At 43.4% G+C, this 15,951-nt stretch carries 19 protein-coding genes; 18 read left to right on the top strand and 1 reads right to left on the bottom strand.

The window, feature by feature from the left end:
- Positions 1 to 35: 35 nt before the first annotated feature.
- The 6 genes from B6K08_RS07625 (at position 36) to B6K08_RS07650 (ending at position 4,883) form a co-directional block, all read left to right on the top strand.
- Positions 36 to 752: a hypothetical protein gene (locus B6K08_RS07625; RefSeq protein WP_039209608.1), complete on the top strand. Its 717-nt coding sequence runs from the start codon at positions 36 to 38 to the stop codon at positions 750 to 752.
- Between the two features lie 155 nt (positions 753 to 907).
- The gene (locus B6K08_RS07630) at positions 908 to 1,345 is read left to right on the top strand and encodes a PIN domain-containing protein (RefSeq protein WP_039209604.1); all 438 of its coding nucleotides are present in this window, start codon (positions 908 to 910) and stop codon (positions 1,343 to 1,345) included.
- Positions 1,335 to 1,547: a hypothetical protein gene (locus B6K08_RS07635; RefSeq protein ID WP_039209602.1), complete on the top strand. Its 213-nt coding sequence runs from the start codon at positions 1,335 to 1,337 to the stop codon at positions 1,545 to 1,547. Before B6K08_RS07630 ends, B6K08_RS07635 begins: the two co-directional genes overlap by 11 nt.
- 192 nt (positions 1,548 to 1,739) lie before the next feature.
- Entirely contained in the window at positions 1,740 to 2,579 is an 840-nt protein-coding gene (fliD, locus tag B6K08_RS07640; RefSeq protein ID WP_080325838.1) for a flagellar filament capping protein FliD, read from the top strand.
- Between the two features lie 77 nt (positions 2,580 to 2,656).
- Positions 2,657 to 3,415: a LytR/AlgR family response regulator transcription factor gene (locus B6K08_RS07645; RefSeq protein ID WP_200810404.1), complete on the top strand. Its 759-nt coding sequence runs from the start codon at positions 2,657 to 2,659 to the stop codon at positions 3,413 to 3,415.
- Positions 3,408 to 4,883 (top strand): ATP-binding protein, encoded by a 1,476-nt coding sequence (locus B6K08_RS07650; RefSeq protein WP_039206092.1) that lies wholly within the window; start codon positions 3,408 to 3,410, stop codon positions 4,881 to 4,883. Before B6K08_RS07645 ends, B6K08_RS07650 begins: the two co-directional genes overlap by 8 nt.
- 2 nt (positions 4,884 to 4,885) lie before the next feature.
- On the opposite strand, the gene B6K08_RS07655 is transcribed toward B6K08_RS07650, so the two are convergent.
- Entirely contained in the window at positions 4,886 to 5,506 is a 621-nt protein-coding gene (locus tag B6K08_RS07655; protein ID WP_039206091.1) for a hypothetical protein, read from the bottom strand.
- 183 nt (positions 5,507 to 5,689) lie between these two features.
- Here B6K08_RS07655 and B6K08_RS07660 point away from each other — a divergent pair, with 183 nt between their 5' ends.
- From B6K08_RS07660 to B6K08_RS07715, 12 genes are all read left to right on the top strand, one after another.
- A complete protein-coding gene (locus tag B6K08_RS07660) occupies positions 5,690 to 6,910 on the top strand; it encodes a DUF6033 family protein (protein WP_052211780.1) in 1,221 nt (406 codons plus the stop codon).
- A gap of 173 nt (positions 6,911 to 7,083) precedes the next feature.
- Complete coding sequence (ylqF, locus tag B6K08_RS07665) at positions 7,084 to 8,031, top strand: ribosome biogenesis GTPase YlqF (protein ID WP_052211778.1); 948 nt, start codon at positions 7,084 to 7,086, stop codon at positions 8,029 to 8,031.
- Positions 8,031 to 8,828, top strand: coding sequence for a ribonuclease HII (locus B6K08_RS07670; protein ID WP_039206090.1), 798 nt, complete (start codon positions 8,031 to 8,033; stop codon positions 8,826 to 8,828). Before ylqF ends, B6K08_RS07670 begins: the two co-directional genes overlap by 1 nt.
- 85 nt (positions 8,829 to 8,913) lie before the next feature.
- Positions 8,914 to 11,103 carry a mediator complex subunit 15 domain-containing protein gene (locus tag B6K08_RS07675; protein ID WP_039206089.1) on the top strand — a complete coding sequence of 730 codons (2,190 nt, stop codon included), beginning with the start codon at positions 8,914 to 8,916 and terminating at the stop codon, positions 11,101 to 11,103.
- Positions 11,093 to 11,437, top strand: coding sequence for an EscU/YscU/HrcU family type III secretion system export apparatus switch protein (locus B6K08_RS07680; protein WP_039206088.1), 345 nt, complete (start codon positions 11,093 to 11,095; stop codon positions 11,435 to 11,437). Before B6K08_RS07675 ends, B6K08_RS07680 begins: the two co-directional genes overlap by 11 nt.
- Positions 11,437 to 11,799, top strand: coding sequence for a YraN family protein (locus B6K08_RS07685; RefSeq protein WP_039206087.1), 363 nt, complete (start codon positions 11,437 to 11,439; stop codon positions 11,797 to 11,799). Before B6K08_RS07680 ends, B6K08_RS07685 begins: the two co-directional genes overlap by 1 nt.
- Positions 11,800 to 11,950: 151 nt before the next feature.
- A complete protein-coding gene (locus B6K08_RS07690) occupies positions 11,951 to 12,514 on the top strand; it encodes a UbiX family flavin prenyltransferase (protein ID WP_039206086.1) in 564 nt (187 codons plus the stop codon).
- 115 nt (positions 12,515 to 12,629) lie between these two features.
- Positions 12,630 to 12,866, top strand: a complete 237-nt coding sequence (locus B6K08_RS07695; protein WP_080325840.1) for a YdbC family protein — start codon at positions 12,630 to 12,632, stop codon at positions 12,864 to 12,866.
- Between the two features lie 199 nt (positions 12,867 to 13,065).
- A complete protein-coding gene (locus tag B6K08_RS07700) occupies positions 13,066 to 13,671 on the top strand; it encodes a sugar O-acetyltransferase (RefSeq protein WP_039206084.1) in 606 nt (201 codons plus the stop codon).
- 65 nt (positions 13,672 to 13,736) lie between these two features.
- Positions 13,737 to 13,940: a hypothetical protein gene (locus B6K08_RS07705; protein WP_152605337.1), complete on the top strand. Its 204-nt coding sequence runs from the start codon at positions 13,737 to 13,739 to the stop codon at positions 13,938 to 13,940.
- 512 nt (positions 13,941 to 14,452) lie between these two features.
- Positions 14,453 to 14,899, top strand: a complete 447-nt coding sequence (locus B6K08_RS07710; RefSeq protein ID WP_039206082.1) for a type II toxin-antitoxin system HicB family antitoxin — start codon at positions 14,453 to 14,455, stop codon at positions 14,897 to 14,899.
- A 218-nt stretch (positions 14,900 to 15,117) separates the two neighbouring features.
- Positions 15,118 to 15,915: a transporter substrate-binding domain-containing protein gene (locus B6K08_RS07715; RefSeq protein WP_234985302.1), complete on the top strand. Its 798-nt coding sequence runs from the start codon at positions 15,118 to 15,120 to the stop codon at positions 15,913 to 15,915.
- Positions 15,916 to 15,951: the final 36 nt, after the last annotated feature.

Genomic DNA, 15,951 nt, shown 5'->3' on the forward strand with positions numbered 1-15,951 from the left:
TAGGTACATCGTATCAGCACGCTGGGGGGATTTTTATGAGAGTGCATAATATGGCAGGAATGATAACAGCACAAATTCTACAAAATGCGGCAAATAAGGGTCGTCAGGGGAGGCAATTTATTGGCGGTGGGAAAAGCAATGGCGCTGAGTATATACATAGCCCATTAGGCACCAGCGGACTGTATTCCAAGCCTGGTGTTATGCAACAGGCTGTTAAAGCCATCCAGGCTAAGAATAATGTCATAAGCTTTGCTAATGGCTCCGTCTACCGCTATGCTGACAGCAAGGGTAAAAACCACATTTTGGCCTGTCAGTATGACCGATTGAGCCAGCCCTATGCGGATTTGGTTGCGGGAAGGCAGGATAAGGAAACCTATAACATTGCCAAATTTTGGAATTTGCTTTCCCATGATGGTACTTACCTGGGATTGTATTACAGCAAGGACGAACAGCGAAGCTTGCTGAACTCTGCCGGAATAACCGAAGGCTTTTTTACCGTGGCAACGGGCGAGCGAAAGCAGGAATATTTTTACACTAATGGCAGCGGTATAGGCGAAGTGGCCGCCAGAAAGTTTGAATATGATGCCACTTATCAGATGTTTAGACGGGGAAGTGCGCTGTTTGACAAGTATGAGGTCGGCTCGGTCTTTAAAATTGGCGGTAAGGAATATGTGCTGGATGAAAGCCGCAAATTTGATATTCCCTATGGTGATGATGTGTTTGATATTCAATTTCCGCAACTTACAACATAGGCTAAAGTGAATAATCACTTAGTTGGCAGGTAATGGTTGACTTGTGCTATGGTCAGCTGTTACCTGCTTTTTGTATTGGAATAAGCTGAATAAAAGGATGAAAGCTTGATACACTACTTTGTTAAGTTGTATAATAAATTAAGGGAAGTGAGAGGATGCGGTTATATTTTGATACCTGTTGTTATAACAGGCCCTTTGACGATTTATCACAGGCACGGTTACAGGAAGAGGCGGATATAATACTGGCTGTTGTAGCCAGAGCGTATTTGAATGATTGGACAATAGTCGGTAGCGCTGCCTTAGAGCTGGAGATAGCAGCAATTTCAGATGAAGTTCGTAAAGAGAAGGTGGCTATAATGTACCGGGTTGTCACAGAGTCGGTGGAACGGGATGCTGTTGTGATAGAAAGGTCAAAATACCTACAACGGGAAGGACTGCACCCGATGGATAGTATGCATGTAGCTTTGGCTGAAAAGGCAGATGCCGTTTTCCTGACGGTTGATGATAAACTATTGAAAATATGTAAGAGGTTGGGACTTAATGCTATGAGTCCTGTCGAATGTCTGAGGGAGGTTGTCCAAAATGAAGGTTAATATCGAAAATCCCGCAGAAGCAGAGATGGTAGGGATGCTGGCTTTGCAGAAGGCCCTTGGCCCCGTAGGCACGGTACGATTTCTCCAGCGGCTAGGAAAGGGCAGCGGGGATTATACCAAGGAAAAATACGAGAGAAAAGAGCTTTCTATGGAGGAAGTTATGGCTGGAATGGATGCCATTGAAGCCGCACGAAATGAATAATGTGGAAATGGAATATTTACTGTTTATGCCTGGATGGCTGGGGGATTTATCGGCTGTGCGGGCATTTTTTTATTTGCCGTTCACACCCTAAAAACAATCGTTCGCGCCGTTTCTATTGATAAAAAGCTCATACCTACGATACTATAGATGAAAATAGCAGTATTATATTAATTCCTATAAGGGGGGATTGGAATGTCTACTATATCATCTATGGCACGCAACAATTATTTGATGTTGCGGTATGCACAAAATACCGGCCAATCTTTGTTTAATACTGGGAAGTCAGCTAATAAGACATCCTCCTTGTGGAGTGACGGCAGTTCAATGTTGGGTGGATATGGATTATTAGGTAGTATATCCTCTTCTTCAATGTCTGGCTTAATGGGGCTTCGTTCGGGGATGACTGAGCTGGTGAAGTCCTATGACAGTACAGCCAAGGCCTTTAAGACCGAGTTTTCAGATACCATGAGCGATTTGTCAAAGGCCTCTGCGGACATAAAGAAAATAAACTTTGATGTGGGTGGCAAATCAGCCCTTACACAGACAACCAGTGAAGACGGAACAGTAACAACCACAAAAAGTAGTGAGCTGGTGGATGCATTGAAGGGTATTGAGGATTTTGCCAGCAAATATAATGATGCTATTGGCTTTTTTAAGGATAATGCAGATTTGTCTAAGTATATGAAAAATATAGCTAACACTTTTTCAGATACTACTTATCGGGCTAAACAGTTCAGTGGTATTGGAATTGTTGTAGGCAATGATGGAAAAATGAAAATTGACGAGGATGTACTGACTAAGGCTTTGACGGAAAATCCGTCAAAGGTGGGACGGCTTCTGGGGAAGGATGGTTTGGCAGGGATGGCAGACAGACATATTTCCTTTGCCAAGTCTCAGCAAAATCGGCTGTTTCCGTCGATTTCCTCAGCTCTGGGCATTAATGGAAAATCTAGTTCACTTTATTCCAGCAACTCACTAATGAGAATGTCTGGTTATTCGTCTCTTGGCAACCTGTTTAATTCATGGATTTAAGGAGCATATTCAGATAAAATATCTCTGGGAAATAATTTCAGAGATATTTTCTTTTGGGGCGAAATAAAACATATAGAATGGGGAGATCACTTGTGGAGGTGCGAATTGCTGTTTGCGACAGTGATATAGAATTTTGTAAGGACTTGGGAAATATGATTGCAGCCCACAGGCCTGAGGCGAGGGTAGAGTTGTTTTCTTCAGCCGCTGATTTACTACAGGCTGGAAGGGATTTTCATATATATTTTCTGGATATAAAGGGTGTTTCAGGTCTGGATATGGCCCGTAAAATCAGGGAACATCAGGCCCAAAATGGTAAGGTACGAAGCATTATAATATTCGTAACCGGCTATCGGGAGCACATGGAGGAGGCCTTTGATGTGCAGGCCTTCCATTATTTGTTGAAGCCTGTCCAAAGGGACAAATTTGTTCAGGTGCTTGGGCGGGCCTTGCAGGAAGTGGAATTTCGGGCAAAGCAGGAGGAAGAATATGTACTGCTGAAAATTACCAGTCATCAGACTGGCAGCAAGGACACCAGAAAGGTTTTTCTGCGGGACATATACTACATAGAAAGCAACAACAAAAAGGTAACGGTGCATACCACCGGGGGAACCTATGAGGTGCAGGGCACCATGGATGAATTTGCCAGTGGACTGGGCCCAGCCTTTTACCGTTGTCATCGGTGCTATTTGGTGAATTTTGCCATGGTATCATCCTATAATCAAAATGAAATAATTATTGCCAATGGGGATTGTATTTTGTTGGCCTACAGAAAATATTCAGTCTTCGTAAAGGCTTACCTCGCCTATGCGAAAGGAGGGGGCATGGTGAATGTATGAGGAAGAATATGTTTTGGAAGCCCTTGTACATATACTGAACGGCTGGCTGAGTTTCTGGTATGGGGATTTATTTTTGCGGCGTAAATACGCCAATCGGCGCAAGGCTGCAATAATCTGGATAACAGTGTATGTGGTGGGGCAAATATTGTATGGGCGTTTGGTGGAAGCCTATCCTTTATACGACCGGTTTACCCATGTGGTGTCTTATATCTTGCTGTTGTCACTCTTGCAGTATTTCTTTTTTGAGAAAAATTTGCCCCGTCAGGTCTTTGTGGTAGTTAGCTTTGTGGCCGGCTGGGAAATCCTGCGGTTTACGGTTAGTCCATTGGCCCACGCTGTTCTTGGCCTGTGGAGCCCCTTTTGGGGGTGGCTGCTGGAATATTTTGCAGACAGAGACCTTATGCCCATAGAGTCATTGACGGAATATATGCTGATGCTCAATCGGGTGGCCATTGTGGCGGTGCTGGCAATTTGCCGAGGGCTGCAGCTGGGGCTCCTGTTTTTGTATTTGCGTTTGATAGGGCGGCATTTTATCAGAATAGATGAGGAAATGACGGGGCAGGAAAGCTGGTTCCTTCTGATTCCGTGCATTACGGTGCTGTGCATTGATTTGACTATGCGTTTGATGGCATATTCGGTGGACAACAGTGCCCTGATGATAATTTATGAGCGGGTACCGGAAACATTGGTACTTCTCCCCGTGGTAAGTTTGCTGCTTTTGGGTATTGTGGTGTCATCGGTGATTCTGTTTAGGGGTGTTATTCAGTCAAAGGACGAGGAAAGAAAACGGTTGCTTCTGGAAAATCGGGTGGCAGATGTGCAGCACCAAATCGAGGATTTGCAGGATATTTATGGTGATATGCGGGGGCTTCGCCATGACTTGCGGGGGCATATAGCTAATCTCACCGCATATATACGTAACCGTTCTATGGGGGAAAATAAGGATTTGGGCGCGTATTTGGAAGGAATGGAAAAGACCGTAGCCCGACTGGATTTTGCGGATCATACCGGTAATCCAATGTTGGATGTGATTTTACACCAGATAAGGCAACAGGCAAAAAGGAAGGAAATTGATTTTTCCGTGAATTTTCATTACCCTAAAAATGCTTCCTTTGATGTATATGATGTGAGTATTATCTTGAACAATGCTTTGCAAAATGCCATAGAGGCCTGCGAAAAAGTAAAAGGAGCGCGAAATATAGATTTGCACTCCTACGAAAAGGGTTCATTATTCTTCTTGGAAATAGAGAATGATTATGATGGGCAGTTAGTGTGGAAAACAGGGGCAGAGCTCCCGGAAACAACCAAGGCGGAAAAGCGGGTACATGGCATTGGCTTGGATAATATTCAGCGTTGTGCCAGAAAATATAATGGTGATGTGGAGATAAGGGCATTGTCTAAAGGGGACAAACAGGTGTTTAATCTCACTGTTATGCTTTATCATAGGGAAGAAAAAAGTGATAATTGAGATTAATGAAATAAATTGTCTTGGATTGTTTGTTCAAGCTGAACTTGGGCGGAACCGGTTTTTATTAACCGTTCCGCTTCTTTTATTATTAGGTCTGGTTCATTGCCAACTACCGGCTGGCCCATGAGATTGCCCCCTCCGTCTACGAAGCAGACCGTTGGGGCATTTTTGATACGAACCAAAAAGCTGTCAAGGTCGTCATTGACCATTAGTTGTGGGATATCTGTAGGTAGATTCCATACAACGGATTGTGCCAGAGAGAGTTTCTCTTTATTGTCTGTTTCCCGTAAATCACCGATGATGCCAATGATAGGGATTTTATTGGTGGAGTTATTTTGCCAGTTGGCCAAGGCACAAAGCAAATCACGGCTGGTGACGGTGTCTTGGGTTACCCAAAGGCAGACGATTGATATATTGCTTTCTGATGAGCGGGCAAAAATATCCTGAGTAACGATATTTCCTTGCAAATCCTTGGTATGAAAGGCAGGAAAAGAAATAGTGTTTTGCTCCTGATATATACTTGGTGTTACGTTAATGCGGCTTATTATGAAGCTGTCTACTGCCAGTAAAAGAAAAATTGTTAGCAAGGGAATTAACAAAATTCTTCGGGATATTTTTTTCATGGTTTAGCCTCTTTTTTCGTTTTACTCATCATAGCATGAGAATATAGGCTGAGCAACGAAAAGAACTGTGTAAAGGTAGCCGTTCACACCTAAAAATGAGTCATTCGCACCAAAAATGTAAGCTGGGATGAATTTATAACGATATATAAGATAAGAAAAACTTGTGGTGGGGAGGTAATTAAGATGCCAGTACGCATAGGACAAAGCTATGTTTCGGAGGCTGCGGCAGAATATGCCAAGGCTCGCCAAAAAGAACGGGCGGAAGCTGATGCTGCCCAGGAAAAAGGTGGTATCTTCTCGGAATTGCAGGGAAAATTCTCAGGGATGAAGTTTAGCGTTGGAACAAATCCTTTTTCTGGGGTGGGGACGAACAATGTTTCAATTTCACCCAAAATATTGAAGCAAATGGAAAAAGACCCGGAGAAGCGGCTGGAGTATGAGGCTCTGCTATACGATGTCTCCAACACGGATCTAGTACAAGGGAGAAACTTGCAATCTGCTGGTTGGATTATCGATGACAACGGCGGCCTTCGTGCTTGGAGCGTTGGCGTCAGTGATAACAGAAACCAGTCTTCTGTTAAGCGTTCTGATAAGAAAAACTGGTGGCAGGAATTGCTGGAGAAGCAGTCGAAAAAAAATAAAAACCGATCTAAGGGTTCTTTAAAAGCTTTACAGGAAAAGATTGAGGAAAAGAAGAAGGCTATGGCCTCGGAGCTTAAGGATATCCCGTATTTACCGGCAGACCAGCGCGCCCCAAAGCGGACGGCTGATAGTCATGTTACAGATATTTTGCGGGAAAATGCTGAGAAAATTATGCAAATACCGTATAATGGTAATCCTATGCTTGCTAAGGCTTATCTGCAAAACACCAAGGCATCTGGCACAAGTCAGGCTTTTAAAAATATCGATGAATTAAGTGACTATTTGCGGGATAATTATCAGGTGGTTAGTGGCGGCATGACCAGTATTTCATCAAAGTATTTGAAGAAGTGCTTGACTGATGAAGATAGTCGTAACAGACTGTTTGATATTTTGCGGGCGGCGGATGAATCCTATGCCAGCCATAAGGATGAGGTTGGCTTTCAGGGGATGAATGTCAGGGTAGACGAAAATGGAGAAGTGACTACGGAATCGTCCAAAAGTACAGTTACAGTCAATGAAGGAAAACGTAGCCGTCAGATTGCTGCAGCGGCCACCCAGAAGGATATGCAAGCCGTAATTGCATTGTTGGAACAGGATTTACAGGAAGTGGAAGATGGTTATAAGCAAAATAAGTGCGATGAGGCGGAAGTAGAAAAAGTAAAAAGACTTCTGGCATCAGCCAAACAGCGAATGGGTACCTTGCCTGATAGGGAGCCAACCCAGGAGGAAGAAGCCATTATGTCCATTAATATGTTGATTTAGGACGATTAAGTATTATCACGAAAACTACAAAAAATGATTTATTTTTGAGCTGTGAGGAATGTGACTTTTTTTCTCCCAGCTTTTTTTGTCCGAAAAGAGGATTTGCCAATACATTTCTTGGGCCGTATAATTAATATGTTGTTTTGTGTGCAGGTATAGATAGGAGTTTACATATGAATGATTATATAAAGGAACGGGAAGAGAGCACTCGAAAGCTGGCTGCTGAGCAGGTGCTGCCTAATGTGCAGTGGTTTCCTGGTCATATGACCAAGGCCAGAAAAATTATCACTGAAAATCTGAAGCTGGTGGATGTGGTAATTGAGCTGTTGGATGCTCGTATTCCATATAGTAGTGCCAATCCAATGCTGCAGGAGATTATTGCCGGTAAGCCTAAGGTGGTGGCACTGAATAAATCTGATTTGGCGGATCCTGCCATAACCAAGAAATGGGTTGCTTATTTCCGCAGTAAGGGTATTCAGGCAGTGGCCGTGGATGCCACCCAGGGTAAGGGAACTAAGCAACTGGTAAAAATCACCGAGGAGCTGGCTCGCTCCAAGACGGAAAAGCTGGTATCTAAGGGGGCCAAGGCTCGCTCTGCCAGAGTGATGATTCTAGGTATTCCAAATGTGGGAAAATCATCTCTTATAAACCGCCTTGCTGGTTCCAACAAGGCAAAGACTGCGGACAAGCCAGGGGTAACCCGCGCCAAGCAGTGGATTCGTCTTGCTGACAGTCTGGAGCTTTTGGATACTCCGGGTATTCTTTGGCCAAAGTTTGAGGATATGAATGCAGGCCTTAAGCTGGCCTTTACTGGGGCTATCAACGATGAGGCAGTTGACAGGGAGCTTATCACCGGTGTGTTCCTCGATACCATGATTAAGCTGTATCCTGAGCGTATTAAGGAACGCTACAAGATTACAGATGAATTGCCCGAAACCTCTGGTGAGCTTTTGGAGCTTATTGGAAAGAAACGGGGCTGTCTTGTGAAGGGCGGCGTGGTGGATCTGGAAAAGGCACAACGTATTGTCCTCACAGATTTCAGAAGTGGCAAGCTGGGCACTGTCAGTCTTGATACGCCACCTGATATTGAAGAGACCGAGAATTCTCAGGAGAAGAATTAATGAATATTGCAGACTTGTCGATAAAACAAATAGAGGGTTTGTTTGCGTCTGGCGAAGTTACTGAGGAGCTGTTGGAGGCTCTTAAGATGGATACCCGGGCGGCAGCAGGAAAAATCCTTAAACGCTATGAAAGACAGCAAAAGGAAATAGCCCGCGTCAAGGCCATGTACCGCTACGAGTATGAGGCCAGAAATGAAGGCCTTACTGTTATTGCGGGTGTTGATGAGGCAGGCCGTGGTCCTTTGGCAGGACCGGTATCTGTGGCAGCTGTTATTCTTCCAGAGGGGCTTATTATTCCCAAAATCAACGATTCAAAAAAGCTGTCCGAAAAGGTTCGAGATGAGCTTTATGATGAAATAATGGCCAAGGCTGTGAGTGTAAAGCAGGTTTTTGTGGATGAACGTACCATAGACAGAGTGAATATTTTACAGGCCACCATGAATGGCATGTATGAAGCTATATTTGCCTTGGAACCACAGCCGGACAAGGTGCTTTTGGATGCAGTGAAGCTGGAAAATCTTCCTATGGCGTCTTTATCTCTTATTAAAGGAGATGCCAAGTCCGCATCTATTGCAGCAGCTTCCATTATTGCCAAGGTATCCCGTGATCGTCTTATGGATGAATATGATAAAAAATATCCTGAATATGGTTTTGCCGGGCATAAGGGATATGGCACAGGGAGTCACATTGAGGCCATTCGTAAATACGGCCCATGTCCAATTCACAGATTGTCCTTTGAACCTATTAAATCAATGGTGGAAGAGACGGAAGATGTGGGGAATTTGTTTACTAATTAATCATGCATTTAAACATGATAATCGATATATTAATGCTTTTATAAAATGATAACCAGTATTTTGGTATCCAGGAGGTGGAAAGGCCTTGCCAACAAATGTAACAGGAATGACGCCCTCAGTACAACCTGCGGAGCGGACACAAGAAACTAAAGGTGATAAGCTATCTGTCAAACGGGATGGCGGCGGCAGTTCCGGTTCTGCCTTTTCGCCCCGTACAGATGTAAATATAAAAAATTCCATAGATAATATGGCTGGTGTTCTGTCTAAGATTTCTACCCATCATTCTGAAGCGGAAAATGCCATTCCAAGTGAGCTGAAAAACATCATACAGAATATTATGCGCAATGCCTTTACTCTTGAAGGCACCGTGGGAGAAGGCGTGGGCAGTTCTTTGGCCAGTCAGCGCTTTTCTGTGGAGCAGCTTAATACTTTGAGCAGAATCATGACGCAGCTGGGACAAATGGCTGATCAGGGCAAGCTGGGAGATTTTTCAGAAGGCTTGCAGACAGTGTTTGATAATCTTAAGGCAGTTCTTGGCAACAATAGCTCCATGGAGACTGTGAATATCAACAAATTGGCCTTTCAGCTGATGCAGCTTCCGGAAGGTGAGGAAATGCCACGGCAGCTTGAGCAGCTTCTGGCCCAGTTGGCCGCTGTCACTAATCCTCAGCCAGCCCAGGGGGCTCAGCAGCCAACAGAAGGTCTAAATATCTTAAATAAATTGGTGGATGCCTTTTTCCCTAAAAGTGCATTTACTGGGGATACATCTCAGTCACAGCCTCAGCAGGGGAATGCCCAGGGTACAGCAACGGGTAACTCTGCCCAGATGGCTCCTCAAGGTGTACAGACTGCTCTTCAGGGTGGGCAAGCAGCTCAATCCGGGGCAACTGCTAATTTGGCCAATAATATGGCGGGCAATGCTGGGGTTTCAGGGACCGAAAATATGCCTCAAGGTGCGGCCCAACAGGTTAATGCTGGTGGGCAAGGGGCTCAACAGACTCAGACTGGCGGCAATGGCCCGCAGATGGCAAATCAGACTCAGACTGGAGGCAATGGCCCGCAGATGGCAAATCAGACTCAGACTGGAGGCAATGGCCCGCAGATGGCAAATCAGACTCAACCAGGGGGCAATAGCCCTCAAATGGCAAGTCAGATCCAGCAGGGGACAACGGGCACTACTGTCAATACTGCTGGTAATCCTGCTAATGCTACCAGTGTAATGGCTGAAAATACTGCTATGCCACAGGGGATGGCACAGACTCAGGGGAATCAGAGTACTCAGCAAAATACTGCTATGCCTAATCAATCAACTATGGCTGCCGAAGAAGCTAATCAGTCCCAGACGAATTTTACGATTCCTGGCCGTGAGACCATTAATGTGCGCCTAAATAATATTGGTATGGCTTATGAGGGTACCTCTGCCAGAATGAATGGTCCCGTGGAGCAGAACCCTTTGTTTAGAAGTATTTTCAACCGTTTCGGTCCTCAGCATCCTATTGAAAATAATAATGCGCCTGCTGCTAATACCACCCAATACCAGCTGCCTCAAATGGACAGCCAACAAGTGGCCTTGGCTTTAAAGGACGCTGGACAGCTGATTATGAAAAATATGGAGCTGACTCCTAAAGAAACTCAGCTTCTTAACAATTTTATCAATGAGAATCAGGGGATGCTGTCTGAGCAGGATGCCAAGCAGCTAAATACCTTGCTTCGTACAATAGAAGGCAATATGCCGGCTTCAGTTCAGCAGGCGGCCCAGAAAATGGGATTTGATGCATTGCCAAAGCTGTGGGCATTTATGCAGCTGGCGGATATCAGTACCTTGAAGAAAATGAAGGGCTATCAGTACAGAAGTGCCAGCAAGGAAATTGTTAATTTTACCAATGCTATAAAGGGCTCCATGGATAGTGACGGTGCCTTTAAGGCTGATGGTCAAAAATCTATTTCCTATATGATGCCTTTGTATGTAGGGGATGGTACTCTTAGCTATCCTGCATATCTTCATATTTACGATGAACCGCCACATGAGGATGAATACGGTGTTACCCGTAAGGATACGTGGTTCCGTGTATGTGTGCTGACAGATGAAATTGGTGCTGTGGACGTTGTATGCCGCCTGTACGATGGCAATAATCTTAATCTTAGGGTGGTGTTCTCGGATAATGAAGCTGTGGATGAATTTAAGGAATATCTCCCAGATATCCGCAAGGCACTTTATAATACTCCGATTAACCTGACTGATTTAAAGATAGGAACTGTAAGCAATGATGAATAAAGGAAGACGGCCGCAGGAAGACCCGGAATTGGATCCCCTTGCAGAGAAGAAAGCCGTAGCACTTAAATACGATCCTGAAAAAAACATGGCACCAAAGGTGGTGGCCAAGGGTAAAGGGCACGTTGCAGAAAATATTCTGGAGGCTGCCAAAAAAGGAAAGGTGCCCGTTTATCAGAATAAATCCTTGGTAAATATGCTTATGGCTCTGGAACTGGACAAGGAAATTCCCACAGAGCTGTATACCACTGTGGCTGAAATTCTGGCCTATGTTTATAGGATTGATCAGCGGCGCAAGGATATGAAAAATCAGATGCCGCCAATGAAAGGCATGTAATGAACAATAAGATTTTGGGAAATAAGGGAGAGCAGGCTGCAGCCCAATATTTGGAAAATCACGGATATTTTATTCGTGAGAGAAATTATCGGGCAAGGACTGGGGAAATAGATATTATTGCCAGCAAGGGGGATACCATATCCTTTGTGGAGGTAAAGACCAGGGGCTCTGTGAAATATGGGGCACCGGCTGAAGCAGTAAATTACTTCAAGCAGCAAAAAATAATCCGTACTGCCCAGATGTATATAAGGTATAAGGGACTTAATGATTATTTTTACCGCTTTGATGTGCTGGAAATTTTGGCACCTAAAAGTGGCAGCATGAGCTTCAGACTTATTGAGAATGCCTTTGAAGCTGTATAACGAGCTTTAAGATGTTTAGGTGGGGGAAAACAAACTACAACAGCTGGTGAGCATATCTCCCAGCTCGTTGAAACGCTAATTGGAAGATTTTTCTTCTAAAGAAGAAAAATTTGAACAATGGCGTTATAATCATGGCTTTTTTGGAGGATGTATGAAAATTATAGTTGGAATAACGGGGGCAAGTGGCAGTATTTATGGTCTCCGTCTTATAGAGGTGCTGAAGGAAGCGGGGCATCAGGTTCATGTGGTGCTTACGGAGAGTGGCGAAAAGGTAGTGAAGTTTGAGTGCCCTGACATTTATGAGAGGATTCTGAGCAGTGCAGACATGCTTCATGATGTACATAATATTGGTGCTTCAATTGCCAGTGGTTCTTTTAGGGCTGATGCCATGGTGGTAGTGCCCGCTTCAATGAAGACGGTAGCCTGTATTGCCACTGGGGTCACGGATAATCTCCTGACTCGGGCTGCTGACGTGATTCTAAAGGAGGGCCGCCGCCTTATAGTGGTGCCTCGTGAAACCCCAATGCATGCCGGACACTTGGAAAATCTACTCAAGGTGTCCCGTTTGGGTGCTATGGTGATTCCGGCCAGTCCAGGATTTTATCATTTACCGAAAACTTTGATGGACTTGGTGGATATGCTGGTTGGGAAAATCTGCGACAGCTTAAATGTGGAGAATAATTTATTTCGTCACTGGGACGGAAATATGGAATAAATTTTGAAGGTTGCGAAAGCAGCCTTCTTTTTTATTGTATTTTGTTTACAAGCCTAAAATATTTTGATAAAATACAGATATAGATAATATTATTAATCAAGGAGTGTGTTTTACAATGGAAAACAACGAAAAGAGAGAAATTACCTGTGAAATCAAGGAGGAGTTTGGAGTAATTGCTGAGGACAGACGGGGCTGGCACAAGGAGCTGAATCTTGTATCCTGGAATCACCTTAATCCAAAGTATGACATTCGTGAATGGTCTTCGGACAGAAGTCGTATGGGGAAGGGCGTCACCTTCACCAAGGATGAGATTGTGGTGCTGAGAAATCTGTTGAATGACCTGGCAATCTGACAGGCACAAAATATTATATTGCTTTATAAGTGGATTTGAATTATTCAAGTCCACTTTTTGTTAGGAAAAGATAATTTGGCGTTTTTATGTTGATTTACGAAATACACCATTATGGTTTATAATATTATCTGCCAATCCAGCCTTGCTTAAGAATTTGCCTACAACAGAAGTTTATGAAGTGTAAAGGGAGTGTATCCATATGCAGTCAGAAAAAGAGAAAATGCTTAATGGACAATGGTTTCAGGACAACGAGCCTTGGATGGTGAAGCAACGGGCTTTGGCCGGGAATACTTCTACAATTTATAATCAGACTATGGTGGAGGAGAAGGAGAAAAGACAGAAGCTGCTGAAAGACCTTCTGGGGCATATTGGGGAGAATTCCTTTATTGCCAATGGGGTACAGTTTGATTATGGCTGCAATATCTATATTGGGGATGATGTATATATTAACTTCAATGTTGTATTTCTTGATGGCAATGAAATCCATATTGGGGACAGATGCCTGATTGGTCCAGGGGTGCTTTTTGCCACGCCTTCCCATCCAATGGTTGCTGATGAGCGTTCCAAGCATTTTAACCAGTATGGGGCCTATTATCCGGAAAAGGTTGAAAAAATCATTTTGGAGGAAGATGTTTGGGTAGGCGGCAATGTTACCATTATGCCGGGGGTAAAAATCGGCAAGGGATCAATCATCGGTGGCGGTAGCGTAGTCACCAGGGATATTCCTGCCAATTCATTGGCCGTGGGAAATCCTTGCAGAGTATTACGCCAAATTACAGAGAAAGATCGAATTGGACATGTTTGATTCTTTTGGATAGAAACGATTATTTTGACCATAGTTACGGTGAGAATTTACCCATAAAAGTTAAAATGTACGGTTTGAACGATGAAGCCTTTAAAGGGGTAAGCTGGTGTAGTGAAAAGAAATGCTTGGCAGTTTTGACATGGCTGACCAGGGAAGAATATTGGATTGGCTATGCCTTTAATTCTCGCTGGGAAAAGGGCCATCCTCAAAAGGTGTTAAAGCGGTTAATGAAGCTGTTATCTATAAAAATGTCTCGAGCTAGGAATTAACATTTAGTTGAGGGGTGAAATTTATGCCTCGAGGGAAAAATATCAATTTGTATTTAATGGATGGTGAAGTTAATGGTAGAGTGAAGTGTACATTGGCAAATATGAAAGTTTTTGACTGTATAAATATAAATATTTAAAACAATTTTCGAATTGACACTACAAATGCAAAGCAGTAATATATAAGTACCAAACAGGTGTATAAAAGAATAAACCTAAGGGGCCTTTGGTAACTGTATTCCAATTCATATTGAAATGCTGGAACCAAAGGCTTTTTTGTTTGGTTAATAATAAACAGATAACGTGTATTATTATTGAAAAATATACGACGGATGTATATAATGTGAGAAGAGGGATAACGATGACAGTCCCATAATAAATAAGTATTTTAGAATTCCCCGTCATGCATCTGAAATAAAGATAGGGACAGTAGAGGCTATCTTAAAACAGTCAGGTATTAAGTAAAAGCAAGGAATTGAGTTTTATTCAAATAATGTTAAAGGAGTGAATAAAAAATGGCAAAATATTCGTATCCGGCCGTATTTACACCTGCTGAAGATGGCGGGTATATAGTTACATTTCTTGATTTTGAGGGCGCAACCCAGGGAGAAGATGTTACAGATGCAATTGTAATGGCTACTGATTATCTGAACTTTGTATTATGTGATTTAGAGGACGATAATGAAGCAATTCCTCAATCAACAGATATAAAAACTGTTGAGGCACCTAAAAATGGTTTTGTGAATATGATTGTTGCCGATACTGATGCGTACAGAGAAATATTGTTAAAAGAGAACAACCCTATAAAATACGCCAGAGAAAAGGCAAAATTAAATATCAAGCAGTTGGCAGATTTATTGGGAGCTCCATATAGAACGGTGCAGGACTGGAACCGCGGTAAAGCATTTCCTCCTAAATGGGTGGAAAAATTAGTTATTGAAAAAATAGAGTCTGTTATGTGATTATGTTTCGGTGTTCAGATATTGATGTTCGATTTCCATGGGATTATGAGGCGTCATCACCAACGGTTTTACCATCACATTTTTTTATTATTAAATCTTAGCGAATAAAATCCGAAGGGGCAGATGAGCTTAGATTTTGAGTAAGGGCGTAGTGTGAAGCACTGTTTTGGACGAAGCTTACTAAGCGATATTTGATGTTTTGTAACGGAGGGAATACCATGATATTGAATAGACAGAAAACTAAAATTTTCGCCGCTTTATTATTTGCAGCAATGTACTTTTGTTCATTGTCCATGGCGTTGGCAGGACATCTGGAGGATATTGCGGCACGGGGGACAATACGAATCGGTACGACCGGAGACTATATCCCTATGTCGTATTTGAATCCTAAAACAAGAGAATATGAGGGAATTGATGTGGAACTGTCAAAGCTGATTGCGGACTCTCTTGGCGTAAAAATAGAATATGTGCCCACCACTTGGCCGACGCTTACTGCCGACACGCTGGCAGGTAGATTTGATATTGCCCTTTGTGGCATATCGCGTAATTACAATCGGGCAAAAATCATGGCCATGTCCGATGCTTATGGTGAGGGTCTATTCGGCAAAACTATCCTTTGCCGCAAGACGGATGTCAATAAGTATAGAACCATAAGCGATATGAACCGTCCTGAAGTGCGTATTATGATAAATCCTGGTGGCACGAATGAGAAATTTGCCCGCACCAATCTGGCCCAGGCACAGCTTATTGTACATAATGAAAACGCCGATATCCCGCGCCTTATCGCAGAAGGGGAAGCGGATATCATGATTACTGAGACCGTGGAGGCGGCTCAATACATCAAAAAGGACAGTCGCCTTGCTGCACCGTTGATAAACGCACCATTTACCCGCCATTCCTGCGGTATATTGATGGAAAAGGGCGATCAGGAATGGCTGAACTATATCAATTTTGTCTTGGCGGAGCTGCGCATGGATGGCACGATGGCAAAATTAGAGGAAGAATATCTGCGGTAAATGTTGTAAGCGACAGTACCAAAGTTGACAATCAGG

Origin of the sequence: Anaerovibrio lipolyticus DSM 3074, assembly GCF_900141865.1 — a bacterium.
GTDB lineage: Bacteria > Bacillota > Negativicutes > Selenomonadales > Selenomonadaceae > Anaerovibrio > Anaerovibrio lipolyticus.

Bases quoted from the DNA above. Each gene is read 5' to 3' on its own strand.
- B6K08_RS07625 (WP_039209608.1), top strand. From the start codon at position 36: ATGAGAGTGCATAATATGGCAGGAATGATAACAGCACAAATTCTACAA.
- B6K08_RS07630 (WP_039209604.1), top strand. From the start codon at position 908: ATGCGGTTATATTTTGATACCTGTTGTTATAACAGGCCCTTTGACGAT.
- B6K08_RS07635 (WP_039209602.1), top strand. From the start codon at position 1,335: ATGAAGGTTAATATCGAAAATCCCGCAGAAGCAGAGATGGTAGGGATG.
- fliD (WP_080325838.1), top strand. From the start codon at position 1,740: ATGTCTACTATATCATCTATGGCACGCAACAATTATTTGATGTTGCGG.
- B6K08_RS07645 (WP_200810404.1), top strand. From the start codon at position 2,657: ATGGGGAGATCACTTGTGGAGGTGCGAATTGCTGTTTGCGACAGTGAT.
- B6K08_RS07650 (WP_039206092.1), top strand. From the start codon at position 3,408: ATGTATGAGGAAGAATATGTTTTGGAAGCCCTTGTACATATACTGAAC.
- B6K08_RS07655 (WP_039206091.1), bottom strand. From the start codon at position 5,506: ATGAAAAAAATATCCCGAAGAATTTTGTTAATTCCCTTGCTAACAATT.
- B6K08_RS07660 (WP_052211780.1), top strand. From the start codon at position 5,690: ATGCCAGTACGCATAGGACAAAGCTATGTTTCGGAGGCTGCGGCAGAA.
- ylqF (WP_052211778.1), top strand. From the start codon at position 7,084: ATGAATGATTATATAAAGGAACGGGAAGAGAGCACTCGAAAGCTGGCT.
- B6K08_RS07670 (WP_039206090.1), top strand. From the start codon at position 8,031: ATGAATATTGCAGACTTGTCGATAAAACAAATAGAGGGTTTGTTTGCG.
- B6K08_RS07680 (WP_039206088.1), top strand. From the start codon at position 11,093: ATGATGAATAAAGGAAGACGGCCGCAGGAAGACCCGGAATTGGATCCC.
- B6K08_RS07685 (WP_039206087.1), top strand. From the start codon at position 11,437: ATGAACAATAAGATTTTGGGAAATAAGGGAGAGCAGGCTGCAGCCCAA.
- B6K08_RS07690 (WP_039206086.1), top strand. From the start codon at position 11,951: ATGAAAATTATAGTTGGAATAACGGGGGCAAGTGGCAGTATTTATGGT.
- B6K08_RS07695 (WP_080325840.1), top strand. From the start codon at position 12,630: ATGGAAAACAACGAAAAGAGAGAAATTACCTGTGAAATCAAGGAGGAG.
- B6K08_RS07700 (WP_039206084.1), top strand. From the start codon at position 13,066: ATGCAGTCAGAAAAAGAGAAAATGCTTAATGGACAATGGTTTCAGGAC.
- B6K08_RS07705 (WP_152605337.1), top strand. From the start codon at position 13,737: ATGTACGGTTTGAACGATGAAGCCTTTAAAGGGGTAAGCTGGTGTAGT.
- B6K08_RS07710 (WP_039206082.1), top strand. From the start codon at position 14,453: ATGGCAAAATATTCGTATCCGGCCGTATTTACACCTGCTGAAGATGGC.
- B6K08_RS07715 (WP_234985302.1), top strand. From the start codon at position 15,118: ATGATATTGAATAGACAGAAAACTAAAATTTTCGCCGCTTTATTATTT.